Raw genomic sequence first — 12,012 nt, 5'->3', positions numbered from 1 at the left:
GGCGACGACGTGTCGCCTCGCAGCGACGGTGACGGCCTGGAGGCCCGGCGTGCGTCCGCCACGGACGTCACCACGGGCCTCCCGGTCCCGGGGCGCCGGTGGCGCCGCGGTGAGCTGAACACGGCCTTCCGCATCGTCGCCTCGATCGTCATCCCGACGTTCCGGTTCTCCGCGCGCTACCACTGGCACGGCCCGAACCGCCTGCCGGCGGAAGGCGCGTTCGTGCTCGCGCCGAACCACTTCACGAACATCGACCCGCTCGTGGTCGGCACGGCGGTGTACCTGAGCCGCCGCGCGCCCCGCTTCCTGGCGAAGGCGTCGCTGTTCAAGGTCCCCGTCGTCGGCAAGCTCATGTCGGGCATGGGGCAGATCCCCGTCGAGCGGTCCGGCCGGACCCGCTTGAGTGACCCGCTCGGTGGCGGACGGTCGCTGGTCGAGCAGGGCGGGGCGATCATCGTCTACCCCGAGGGCACGCTGACCCGCGACCCCGATCTGTGGCCCATGCGCGGCAAGACCGGGGCGGCGCGGATCGCGCTCGAGAACGACGTGCCGCTCGTGCCGATGGCGCACTGGGGCACGCAGCACATCATGGCGCGGTACGGCAAGAAGCTCCGGCTGTTCCCGCCGTCCCGGGTCGACGTCGTCGTCGGGGACCCGATCGACCTGTCGCCGTACCGCGGTCGGCCGATCGACCAGCAGACCCTGCTCCAGGTGACCGAGGTCCTGATGAGCCGCATCACCGCGCTGCTCGAGGAGCTCCGCGGCGAACCGGCTCCGGCCACCCGCTGGGACCCGGCCGCCAACAACCAGAAGGAGACCGGCAGGTTTGAGTGACCTCCGACCGCACGACGACCGACCCGACCCCGCCGCCGCGGCGCCCGGGGCCTTCGACACCGCCGCCATCCGGGTGGTGATGCAGTCCGCCGACAAGCCGCGTGTCGCCGTCATCGGTGCCGGCAGCTGGGGGACCACCTTCGCGAAGGTGCTGGCCGAGGGCGGTGCCTCCACCGTGCTGTGGGCCCGCCGACCCGAGGTCGCCCGCGAGATCACCGAGACGAAGCGCAACTCCGACTACCTGCCCGGCATCAACCTGCCGCGCACGCTCACCGCGTCGACGTCCCTGGCAGCCGTGCTGTCGGGAGCGGAGCAGGTGTACGTCTCGGTGCCGTCGCAGACCCTGCGGTCGAACCTCGCCGCGATCAAGGAGCTGCTGCCCGAGGGCGTCCCCGTCGTCAGCCTGATGAAGGGCGTCGAGAAGGCGACCGGTCTGCGGATGAGTGAGGTCCTGCTGCAGGGCCTCGGCATCGACCAGGACCGCATCGCCGTCGCGAGCGGCCCGAACCTGGCGCTCGAGATCGCCCGTCGGCAGCCCACCGCAGCCGTGGTGTCGTCGTCGAGCGCGGACACCGCGACCGCCGTCGCCGCCGTCGCGACGAACCCGTACTTCCGGTCGTTCACGAACACCGACGTCATCGGCACCGAGTTCGGCGGCGTGCTGAAGAACCTCATCGCGGTGGCGATCGGCATCGTCGACGGGGTCGGCTACGGCGAGAACACCAAGGCGTCCATCATCACGCGTGGGCTCGCCGAGATGACCGAGTTCGCGGTGTCCCTCGGCGCGCAGCCGTCCACGCTGTCCGGGCTGGCCGGCCTGGGCGACCTCATCGCCACCTGCCAGTCGCCGCTGTCGCGGAACAACACCGCCGGCCGGCTGCTGGGTCAGGGGTACCGGTTCGACGAGGTCGTGCGCCAGATGGACCAGACCGCAGAGGGTCTGGCATCCGTCGCCCCGATCCTCGAGCTCGCCGCCGCGAACGGCGTCGACATGCCGATCGTCAGCCAGGTCGGCGAGGTGCTCGCCGGTAGGCTCGATCCGCGCAACATCGCGCCGCACCTCACCGAGACCGACGAGCCCCAGGGCGAGTGACCGGTCCCGCACCGAGTCACGAAGGGACTCCCGTGCCCACGATCCCCGAGGGAACCATGCCCACGACCACCGTCGCCGTGCTCTTCGGCGGGCGGTCGAGTGAGCACGAGATCAGCTGCGTCACGGCCGGCGGCATCATGGACGTCGTCGACCGGGGCGAGTACCTGGTCGTCCCGATCGGCATCACGCGCGACGGTGCCTTCACCCTGCAGCCCGACGACCCGGCGCAGTGGACGATCCAGGACGGCGTGCTGCCGACGGTGCCCGACAACGGCACCCGCATCGCGTTCCCGACGTCGCCCGCCACCAACGAGCTCGTCGTCTCGCACCCCGACGGCACGGTCTCGATGATCGAGGTCGACGTGGTGTTCCCGATCCTGCACGGCCCGTTCGGCGAGGACGGCACGATCCAGGGCATGCTCGAGATCGCCGGTCTGCCGTACGTCGGCGACGGGGTGCTCGCGAGTGCCCTGGCGATGGACAAGCACGTGGCGAAGGCCGTGCTCGAGCACGCCGGGCTGCGGGTCGCGCCGTGGAGCACCGTGCTCCGCCGGCAGTGGGCCGCCGACCCGGACGGCGTCGCCGGGGCGGTCGCCGCGCACGGCTGGCCGCTGTTCGTGAAGCCCGCCCGCGCCGGTTCGAGCATGGGGGTCTCGCGCGTCGACGACCCCTCGCAGCTCGCCGCCGCGATGGACCTGGCCTTCGGACACGACTCCAAGGTCATCGTCGAGCCCCGCGTGGTCGGCCGCGAGGTCGAGGTCGCCGTGCTCGAGGGGCGCGACGGCGTGCCGCGCACGAGCCTGCCCGGCGAGATCGTCGTGCCCGACGAGGGGTTCTACGACTTCGCGTCGAAGTACCTGGGCGGTGACGAGTCACTGCTCTGCCCCGCGCCCCTGACCGCGGCGCAGACCGACGAGATCCGGTCGATCGGCGCGCGCGCGTTCGAGGCGATCGGCGGGGCCGGGCTGGCGCGGGTCGACTGCTTCCTGACCGAGGACGGCTTCGTCGTGAACGAGGTCAACACCATGCCCGGGTTCACGCCCCTGTCGATGTACCCGCGCTGCTGGGCGGCGTCCGGCGTCTCGTACGGCGAACTCGTCACCGAACTCATCGAACTGGGGCGGGCCGCCGTCCGCTGACCGGCGCGGGCCGCGTCAGCCCTGCACGTCGGACGGGTCGAGGCAGGCGTGACCGTCCTTCGGCAGCGTCGACACCGCGTCGGACAGGTCCTGCACCACCTGTGCGGTGGTCTTCGTCGTGTCGACGACGACCTGCGCCGCGGGTGACCGTCCGAAGGTGGTGAAGACGACCTGGTCGCCCCGGTCGTCGCGGATCCAGTCCACCCCGCCCTGCGAGAAGCACGGCAGGTCGGACACCGTCGGCACGGCGACGCCGCAGTGGTAGATCGCCACCTCGGGATCGCCCCAGGCGGCGGTGGCCTGCGCGTTCGTCGCGCGGAGGGCCGATCCCGAACCGACGGTCTCGGGCAGGCGCACCTGCACGGCGGCGCAGGCGGCGTCGTTCGCAGATGGGGCGGGCGCCATCGACACCGCGTTCGTGCACCCGGTCAACCCGGCGGCGAGGGCCACGACGGCCCCCACGATCGCGAGGGTGCGAGGGGTGCGGCGCGCGGTGTCCATCGCGGTCCAGGCTACCGTTCTCGTGTGGACGCGACGTACGACGCCTGGGCCGGACCGACCGTCGGGGAGCTCGGCGAACTCGCCGTCCTCGACCGCATCACGAGCCGCCTGCCCGCGGGCGCGCCGATCCTCGGTCCGGGCGACGACTGCGCCGTCGTGGCCGCTCCCGACGGCAGCTTCGTCGTGACGACGGACATGATGGTGCACGGCCCGGACTTCCGCTGGGCGTGGTCCTCGCCCGAGGACGTCGGGTGGAAGGCGGCGGCCACGAACCTGTCCGACGTCGCCGCCATGGGGGCGACGCCGAGCGGTCTCGTCGTCGCCATCGCCGCACCCCAGGACACCCCCGCCGCGGTGCTCGAGGGCATCGCGGACGGGTTCCGGCTCGCGGTGGAGGCTCTGGCCCCCGGGTGCGGCGTGGTGGGCGGCGACCTGTCGACGTCGGCCACGTTCACCGTGACCGTCACGGCGTTCGGTGACCCGCACCCGCTCGGACCCGTCCTGCGCTCCGGCGCCCGGCCTGGCGACGTCCTGGCGGTGTCCGGCGAACTCGGACGCGCTGCCCGCGGGTTGGCCCGGTTGTTCCGCGACGGCGTCGACCAGCGCGGCGAGCCGGACCGCGCGGCCACCGTGGCGAGCGGCGCCGACGCGGACCCGGACGTCGGACGGCAGCGCCGACCGGTCCCACCGATCGCGGACGGCCCGCTCGCGGCCGGGGCGGGGGCGACGGCGATGCTCGACCTGTCCGACGGGCTCGCGATCGACGGGGGCCGGATGGCCCGAGCGAGCCGCGTCACGCTGGAGCTCGACGCCGCGACCGGGCTCGACGACGCCGCGACCGGACTCGACGCCGCCGCGACCGGACTCGACGAGGCCGCCCTGCACGGGGGCGAGGACCACGGCCTGCTCGCGACGTTCCCGGCCGACGCGGTGCTCCCCGGGGGCTTCCGGCGGATCGGGGTCGTCCGGGAACGCGGCGACGCGGACCTCGTGCGCGGCGGGGCACCGGTGCCGACGACCGGCTGGGACCCGTACGCCGACTGGGACGGCGCCGCCGGGTGAACCCGCACGGGCGGTACGGGCGGCACGGGCGGTTCAGTCCGCGACGGCCTCCCACGCCACCGTCTCGCCGTAGCTCCGCTTGCTGAACGGCGCGAGCCCCGCGGGCCAGGTCGGTTCGGGGGAGCGCTTGCTCCGCTCCACGACCACCACCGCGTCGGTCGTCAGCTTCGGCACCAGGGTCTCGAGCACCTCGGCCAGCTCGTGCTCCGTGACGTCGTACGGCGGGTCGATGAAGACCAGGTCGAACGTCCGGACCGTGCCGCGCAGGTAGCCGAGCACGGGCTGCGGCTGCACGTCGATCCGCACGCCGGGGATCCGCTGCTGCACGGCCTTCGCGTTCGCCCGGCAGGCCTGCGCTGCCGCCGACGCGCGGTCGACCAGGACCACCTCCGCCGCACCGCGGGACGCCGCCTCGAGCCCGAGTGCACCCGTCCCCGCGTACAGGTCGGCCACCGACGTGCCCTCGACGAGCCCCCGTGCCTCGAGCGACGAGAACAGCGCCTCGCGCACGCGGTCGCTCGTCGGGCGGGTACCGGACTTCGGCACCCGGAGCGTCAGGGAGCCGGCGGCGCCGGCGATGATGCGGGTCATGGAGCCACCGTACCGGCGCGACGGCTCCGGCCCGGCGTTCTCCACAGGCCGCTCGGGAGGCGCGGGTGAGGTCGGTCGTGCCCGGTACCGTTGGAGCGTGGTCACCTCCGGAACCCCCGCTGCGCCGGCCGCGCCCGACCTCGGTCCGGCGCCGCTCGACGCGCGGCTCGCGAACGTGCTCGGTGGCCGCACGGCGACCGCGATCGAGAAGGCCTTCGGGTACCGCACGGTGGGGGAGTTCCTCGAGCACGCGCCCCGCCGCTACGCCGAGCGTGGGGCACTGACCGCCCTCGACTCGCTCGCGATCGGCGAGCCGGTCACGATCGTGGCCGAGGTGGTCGACGTCCGCGAACGGACCATGCGTGCGCGCCGCGGCTCGATCCTCGAAGCGAAGATCGGCGACGGCAAGGGCCTGCTCACCCTCACGTTCTTCAACCAGGGGTGGCGCACGAAGGACCTCGTGCCCGGTGCCCGGGGCATCTTCTCCGGCAAGGTCAGCGACTACCGGGGCGCCCGGCAGCTCGCCCACCCGGACTACGAGCTGTTCGACCCCGACGACCCCCGCGCCACCGCCGAGCCCGGTTCCGACGAAGCGATCCGGTGGTCGCGCCAGCCGATCCCGATCTACCCGGCGACCGCGTCGCTCACGTCGTGGCAGATCGCGAAGTCCATCGGGATCGTCCTCGACACCCTGCCGGACCTGCCCGACCCGGTGCCGGCGTCCGCGCGGTCGCGACTCGACCTCGTGCCGTTCCGCCGCGCCCTCGAGCTGCTGCACCGCCCCGAGAAGGTCGCCGACTTCAAGCGCGCGCAGGACGCCCTGCGCTACCGCGAGGCGTTCGTGCTGCAGACCGCCCTGGTGCAGCGCCGGATCGCAGCGCGGCGCACCGCGGCGACGCCCCGGGTGGCGGCTCCCGGTGGGATCCTCGAGCGCTTCGACGCCTCGCTGCCCTTCACGTTGACCGACGACCAGCGGGCCGTCGGCGCCGACGTCGACCAGGACCTCGCGCGCACCTGGCCCATGCACCGGCTGGTGCAGGGCGAGGTCGGCTCCGGCAAGACCCTCGTCGCGATCCGCGCGATGCTCACGGTGGCCGAGTCCGGCGGGCAGTCCGCGCTCATCGCCCCGACCGAAGTGCTGGCCGCGCAGCACCTGCGGTCCATCGTGAAGTTCCTCGGACCGGACCTGGCCGCCGAGCTCCGACCGGTCATCTTGACGGGCTCCCAGTCCACCGACGAACGCCGGCGTGCCCTGCTGGCGGCGGCGTCGGGCAGCTCGCGGCTGGTCGTCGGCACGCACGCGCTCCTGGGCGACCGGGTGGACTTCGCCGAGCTCGGCCTGGTCGTCGTCGACGAGCAGCACCGGTTCGGTGTGGAGCAGCGCGAGGCCCTCCGGACCAAGGGCGCGACCCCGCCGCACGTGCTCGTCCTCACCGCGACCCCGATCCCGCGCACCGTCGCGATGACGGTCTTCGGCGACCTCGACGTCTCGACCATCACCGGTCTGCCGTCCGGCCGCGCCGGCGTCGAGACCTTCACGGTCCCGCTCGCCGAGCACCCGGGGTGGGAGTCCCGGATCTGGTCGCGGATGGCCGAGGAACTCGCGAAGGGCCGGCAGGCGTTCGTGGTGTGTCCCGCCATCGACGAGGCCCACACCGAGGACGACGGCGAACCCGCGGCGACCGAGGGCGAGGACGACGCCCCGCGGCGCGCTCCGGCGACCGTGCTCGCGACCGCCGAGCGGATGCGCACGATGCCCGTGCTCGAGGGGCGCCGCATCGCCGTGCTGCACGGCCGGATGACCGCCGACGAGAAGGACCGCGTGATGACGTCCTTCGCCGCCGGCGACCTCGACGTGCTGGTCGCGACGACCGTGATCGAGGTCGGGGTCGACGTGCCGAACGCGGCGATGATGGCCGTCCTCGACGCCGACCGGTTCGGGGTCTCGCAGCTGCACCAGCTGCGCGGCCGCATCGGTCGTGGGCAGTGGGCGGGCGTGTGCCTGCTCGTCACGACGGCCGAGCTCGAGACCACCTCGCGTGAGCGGGTCGACGCGGTGGCCGCCTCGGACGACGGGTTCGAGCTCGCCCGGGTCGACCTCGAACTCCGACGAGAGGGCGACGTGCTCGGCGAACGGCAGTCCGGTGGGCGGTCCTCGCTCAACCTGCTCCGGGTGGTGGAGCACGCCGACCTCATCGTCGACGCGCGCGAAGAAGCCGAGCGCGTGCTCGAGCCCGACCCGGAGCTCGACGGCTCCCCGGCGCTCCGCGACGCCCTGGCCCGGCGCCTGGACGAGTCCGACGCGGCGTTCCTCGGCAAGAATTGACGACGGTCCACCGCAGCGCTGGCGGTATCGTCGCTGGCATGGCGCAGATCGCGGTGGTCCCCGGTTCCTTCGACCCCGTCACCCTCGGGCACCTCGACGTCATCGGGCGTGCGGCGGGCCTGTTCGACGAGGTGCACGTCCTGGTGGTCCACAACCCGGACAAGAAGCCCGCGATGTTCGAGGCGGTCGACCGCGTACGGCTCATCCGCGAGTCGCTCGTCGAGGTCGGCGCGCCGGACACCGTGACCGTGGGCGAGTGGACGTCCGGGCTGTTGGTCGACTACTGCCGCCAGGTCGGTGCGAAGGTGCTGGTCAAGGGCGTGCGGTCCGGCGAGGACGTCGCCTACGAGACCCCGATGGCGATCATGAACCGCCACCTCGCCGACGTCGAGACGGTGTTCCTGCTGCCGGAGGCCTCGCGAGCGCACGTGTCGAGCTCGCTCATCCGCCAAGTGTCGACCCTGGGGGGCGACGTGACGCCGTACGTGCCGAAGGCGGTCGCGGACGCCCTCGCGGCGCGCTGAGCACGCTCGCTGCACCACCACGTCCGGACACGCCTGTCGCCACCTCGACTCTCGGTCCCGATCGCGCTAGGCTCGTCGATCGTGTCTTCCCCCGTGAACAGCCCCTACGCCCTGCGCGTGCGCGACCTCGCGCACCGGCCGGGCGAGATGCGCGAGCACACGCTCGACATCACGGTGCCCGACGCGATGGGTGCCGGTCTGATCGCCGTCCGACAGGGCGCCGAGCTCCGGATCGACGTCAAGCTCGAGGGGCTGCACGAGGGCGTCCTCGTGTCCGGCCACGCCTCGGCCGACGCGACGGGGGAGTGCTCGCGCTGCCTCATCGAGATCAGCGAACCCATCGAGGTCGATTTCGCCGAGCTGTTCGCGTATGATGCCTCGGAGGATTTCGACTTCTTCGTTCGCGATGACCACGTGGACACCGAACAGGTCGTTCGAGATGCGGTGGTGCTGTCGCTGCCGTTCCAGCCGGTCTGCCGACCGGACTGCCCAGGACTCGACCCGGTGACGGGTGAGCGTCTGGCCGACCTCGGCGAGCAGCCCGCTCGACAGGTCCTGGATCCGCGGTGGGCGGCGCTCAGCGCGGTCCAGCTCGACAGCGATGCAGAAGACCGCGCCGCAGACCAGACCGACGGTGACACCACCGCACCGAAGACCACCGAGGGCGAGGAGCGGGCCGAGGCCGAGTAGGCCCCGACACCGCCAGCCCCCGAACCGACCACCGACCAACCGAAAGAGATTCACCATGGCCGTTCCCAAGCGCAAGCAGTCCCGTGCGAACACGCACGCCCGTCGTTCGCAGTGGAAGGCCACGCCGATCCAGCTCGTGAAGACGATCGAGAACGGTCAGGTCACCTACAGCCTCCCGCACCGCGCGAAGGTCGTCGAGGACTCGGCCGGCACCCCCCTGTACATGGAGTACAAGGGCCGCAAGGTCGCCGACGTCTGATCGGACCGAACGCATGTCGACGACGTCCGGCGCTGCGGGGTCTCGCCCCGTGGGGCCGGACGTCGTTCGTCTGCAGGGCATCCTCGGGGTCGACATCGACCTCGAGCTGCTCCAGCTCGCCCTGACGCACCGCTCGTACGCCTACGAGCACGGGGGCATCAAGCACAACGAGCGCCTGGAGTTCCTCGGCGACTCGATCCTCGGCCAGGCCGTGACCGTGAAGCTCTACCGGTCCTTCCCGGACCTCGACGAGGGTGACCTCGCGAAGCGTCGAGCGAGCCTGGTGTCGACCGTGGCACTGGCCGAGATCGCCCGCATGGTCGGGCTCGGCAGCTACCTGCGCCTCGGCAAGGGCGAGGAGCAGACCGGTGGCCGCGACAAGTCGTCGATCCTGGCCGACACGGTCGAAGCAGTCATCGGCGCGACCTACCTGTCCGCCGGTCCCGACCCCGCGACCGAGCTCGTGCTGCGGCTGGTCGAACCGCTCATGATCGACCCGGACCGCTTCGGCGCCGCGATGGACCCGAAGACGAGCCTGCAGGAGCTCGCGTCGAGCCAGTCCCTGGGCAACCCGGCGTACCGCGTCACCGAGACCGGACCCGACCACGACAAGACCTTCAGCGCAACCGTCGTCCTGCAGGGCGAGGACGTCGCCACCGGGACCGGATCGAGCAAGAAGGCCGCCGAGATGGCCGCCGCGCTCGACGCCTGGACCCGCCTGTCCGGTCGAGCGGCCTGACCGCGTGCCCGAACTCCCCGAGGTCGAGGTCGTCCGCGCCGGCCTCGAACCCGCGGTCAGCGGCGCGCGGGTCCTGCACGTCGACGTCGTCGACGACCGTGCCCTCACCCGGCACGACGGCCCGTCCGAGGACTTCGCGGAACGGCTGACCGGCCGCACCATCGCCGCCGCGGTCCGCCGTGGCAAGTTCCTCTGGATGCCGCTGCAGCCCGAGCACGACGGCGACCGCCCCGAGGCCCTCGTCGCACACCTCGGCATGAGCGGACAGATCCTGCTCGGCCGCGGTCGACCGGCGGCCAGGCACCGACGGATCCTGATCGACGTGCAGCCGGCGGGGGCCGACCGGACCGGGAACGCCGAAGCCCGCGTCGAGCTCGAGTTCGTCGACCAGCGCACGTTCGGTTCGATGGCGATCGACGCGATGGTCCCGACGGTCGACGGCGCGCCCGCCGGGTTCGCCGGACACGTGGACGACGCCGACCCGGATGCCGCGTGGCGCCGCTGGGTGCCGGGCCAGGTCTCCCACATCGCCCGCGACCCGCTCGACCCCGCGTTCGACGACGACCGCTTCACCGCGATGGCCCGCAAGCGTTCGAGCGGCATCAAGCGGGTGCTGCTCGACCAGGGCGTCGTGAGCGGGATCGGCAACATCTACGCCGACGAGTCCCTGTGGGCCGCGAAGCTGCACTACGACCGCGCGGCCGACCGGCTCACCCGCGCCGACCTGCGCCGGCTGCTCGACGAGGTCCGCAGTGTCCTGCGGCGGGCGCTCGAGGACGGCGGCACGAGCTTCGACGCGCAGTACGTCAACGTCAACGGGCAATCCGGGTACTTCTCGCAGCGCCTGAACGTGTACGGGCAGCAGGGGAAGCCCTGCCCGCGGTGCGGCACGACGATCGTGCGCGAGGCGTTCATGAACCGGTCGAGCCACATCTGCCCCGTGTGCCAGCCGCGCCCCCGCGCCCGCACGCGTTAGCCTGAAATGGTGATTGACAGTGTGATGGGGACACATGAGTCCACCGATGCCGCTCCGCTGACGGACCTGCGGCAGGCGACGCGCGACAACTTCGAGTATCTCGTGGCCACGCTCTCCAGGCGTACGACCGGGAAGAAGTACGAGAACTACGTTGTTAATGCAATCTGGAACGCGTTGAGCGATGAGACCCTTCGTCCCGTCACGCAGCAGTACGTGAATCGTCGGGTTCAGCGCGACGGTCTCGCGCTGGTGAATCTGGCTCCGGAACGCACGCTCGCCGAGAGCAAGCAGCGTGCATACATCGACCTCTACTTCCCGGCGCTTCGCCTCGGCATCGAATGTGACGAGGCGCAGCATGACGCTCAAGACCCCGAAGCCGCGGACGACGCCCGGCGTCAGGACATTGAGCGCGCCATCCCTGGCTACCGTGAAGAGCGTGTTCGAGTGCAGACCGACGAAACGGGAAAGGCCGTATCTCCGGCGACAGTGCTAGAACGCATCGATAAGGTTGTTGCAATCATTAGGGAGCGAAAAAGCCAGGTGGAGCGCGGGGACTTCGAGTGGGCCCTCGCTGGGCCGGTGGCCTGGCCCCTGGACGTGCCCGACTGGCAGCTCGCGCTCCGGGCCGGTGCATTGCGCGCCGCCGATGGATTCTTCTTCCGGTCAAACGGTGAGGTGCGTGAATTGTTCGGTCGAGGGAATGGGACAGGCACCGGGTCCGACCACTTCACGACAAACATCGAGCTGACGGGCTCTAGTGACGTCGTTTGGTGTCCGACTCTCGCTGTTCACGACCCCAAGACCGGTTTCCGAACGACCAACACCGCGGGTTGGCTCAACTGGATCATGACTGAAGGCGATGAGGTGCTCATTGGGCAGGCGGCGCCGAGCGAGGCATCAGCTGCTCGCCGTAAAGCGGCTTCTCTCGCCAAAGCCAAGCCACTTCCCGCATGGGAGTACGGAGTCCCCGCCGATGTCGCTGCCCAGTTCGAGAGCTCGATCGACCGGGAGCCGGTCGCTTGGACCCCCGATGGTCACCGCTGGGACGGGGCCCGACGCATCACCTTCGTCCGCACGAAGGATGCGATTGGCCGAAGGGGATTTCAGTTCGTCGGGGTCTTCAGCGCGCCGATCGGGCATCGCGCGATCGACGGTGTCTGGTTCGAGGTGTGCCGACTGGTGTCTGACTCGGTCCAGTTGCCGAGACTCGGCGCGCCTACGCGTTAGCCTGACGCCGAGCAGCACAACCCAGCAGCGGGCCAGCACTCGCAAGCGAGC

At 71.7% G+C, this 12,012-nt stretch carries 13 protein-coding genes; 11 read left to right on the top strand and 2 right to left on the bottom strand.

Translation table 11 applies throughout. The annotated features are described in order from the left end of the window. Nucleotides 1-9 precede the first annotated feature (9 nt). The 3 genes from I8920_RS09705 (at nucleotide 10) to I8920_RS09695 (ending at nucleotide 3,066) form a co-directional block, all read left to right on the top strand. Nucleotides 10-834 carry a lysophospholipid acyltransferase family protein gene (locus I8920_RS09705; protein WP_232832713.1) on the top strand — a complete coding sequence of 275 codons (825 nt, stop codon included), beginning with the start codon at nucleotides 10-12 and terminating at the stop codon, nucleotides 832-834. 79 nt (nucleotides 835-913) lie between these two features. Then, a complete protein-coding gene (locus I8920_RS09700; protein ID WP_198658708.1) occupies nucleotides 914-1,927 on the top strand; it encodes an NAD(P)H-dependent glycerol-3-phosphate dehydrogenase in 1,014 nt (337 codons plus the stop codon). 56 nt (nucleotides 1,928-1,983) lie between these two features. Continuing rightward, complete coding sequence (locus tag I8920_RS09695; protein ID WP_198656165.1) at nucleotides 1,984-3,066, top strand: D-alanine--D-alanine ligase family protein; 1,083 nt, start codon at nucleotides 1,984-1,986, stop codon at nucleotides 3,064-3,066. Nucleotides 3,067-3,081: 15 nt separating this feature from the next. Here I8920_RS09695 and I8920_RS09690 read toward each other — a convergent pair whose 3' ends face one another. Continuing rightward, nucleotides 3,082-3,567 (bottom strand): DUF3515 family protein, encoded by a 486-nt coding sequence (locus tag I8920_RS09690; RefSeq protein WP_198656164.1) that lies wholly within the window; start codon nucleotides 3,565-3,567, stop codon nucleotides 3,082-3,084. A 24-nt stretch (nucleotides 3,568-3,591) separates the two neighbouring features. Between I8920_RS09690 and thiL the strand changes: the two genes are divergently transcribed. Beyond that, a complete protein-coding gene (gene thiL, locus I8920_RS09685; RefSeq protein WP_198656163.1) occupies nucleotides 3,592-4,629 on the top strand; it encodes a thiamine-phosphate kinase in 1,038 nt (345 codons plus the stop codon). A gap of 33 nt (nucleotides 4,630-4,662) precedes the next feature. On the opposite strand, the gene I8920_RS09680 is transcribed toward thiL, so the two are convergent. Next, nucleotides 4,663-5,220 carry an RsmD family RNA methyltransferase gene (locus tag I8920_RS09680; protein ID WP_198656162.1) on the bottom strand — a complete coding sequence of 186 codons (558 nt, stop codon included), beginning with the start codon at nucleotides 5,218-5,220 and terminating at the stop codon, nucleotides 4,663-4,665. Nucleotides 5,221-5,317: 97 nt separating this feature from the next. Between I8920_RS09680 and I8920_RS09675 the strand changes: the two genes are divergently transcribed. The 7 genes from I8920_RS09675 to I8920_RS09645 all read left to right on the top strand — a co-directional run bounded on the left by I8920_RS09675 (nucleotide 5,318) and on the right by I8920_RS09645 (nucleotide 11,961). Further along, the gene (locus tag I8920_RS09675; RefSeq protein WP_232832712.1) at nucleotides 5,318-7,546 is read left to right on the top strand and encodes an ATP-dependent DNA helicase RecG; all 2,229 of its coding nucleotides are present in this window, start codon (nucleotides 5,318-5,320) and stop codon (nucleotides 7,544-7,546) included. A gap of 38 nt (nucleotides 7,547-7,584) precedes the next feature. Then, nucleotides 7,585-8,070 carry a pantetheine-phosphate adenylyltransferase gene (gene coaD / locus I8920_RS09670; protein WP_198656160.1) on the top strand — a complete coding sequence of 162 codons (486 nt, stop codon included), beginning with the start codon at nucleotides 7,585-7,587 and terminating at the stop codon, nucleotides 8,068-8,070. A gap of 81 nt (nucleotides 8,071-8,151) precedes the next feature. Next, entirely contained in the window at nucleotides 8,152-8,760 is a 609-nt protein-coding gene (locus I8920_RS09665) for a YceD family protein (RefSeq protein WP_332873158.1), read from the top strand. Between the two features lie 55 nt (nucleotides 8,761-8,815). After that, on the top strand, nucleotides 8,816-9,019 hold the full coding sequence (rpmF, locus tag I8920_RS09660; protein WP_017888273.1) for a 50S ribosomal protein L32: 204 nt from the start codon (nucleotides 8,816-8,818) through the stop codon (nucleotides 9,017-9,019). Nucleotides 9,020-9,032: 13 nt separating this feature from the next. Continuing rightward, a complete protein-coding gene (gene rnc, locus I8920_RS09655) occupies nucleotides 9,033-9,758 on the top strand; it encodes a ribonuclease III (RefSeq protein WP_232832711.1) in 726 nt (241 codons plus the stop codon). A gap of 4 nt (nucleotides 9,759-9,762) precedes the next feature. Continuing rightward, nucleotides 9,763-10,734 carry a bifunctional DNA-formamidopyrimidine glycosylase/DNA-(apurinic or apyrimidinic site) lyase gene (gene mutM, locus I8920_RS09650; RefSeq protein ID WP_198656159.1) on the top strand — a complete coding sequence of 324 codons (972 nt, stop codon included), beginning with the start codon at nucleotides 9,763-9,765 and terminating at the stop codon, nucleotides 10,732-10,734. A 9-nt stretch (nucleotides 10,735-10,743) separates the two neighbouring features. After that, a complete protein-coding gene (locus I8920_RS09645) occupies nucleotides 10,744-11,961 on the top strand; it encodes an AbaSI family restriction endonuclease (RefSeq protein ID WP_198656158.1) in 1,218 nt (405 codons plus the stop codon). Nucleotides 11,962-12,012: the final 51 nt, after the last annotated feature.

Source organism: Curtobacterium sp. YC1 (assembly GCF_016267665.1).
Classification (GTDB): Bacteria; Actinomycetota; Actinomycetes; order Actinomycetales; family Microbacteriaceae; genus Curtobacterium.
Note: the sequence above shows the minus strand (reverse complement) of the source record. Positions and strands in the feature narration are given on the sequence as shown.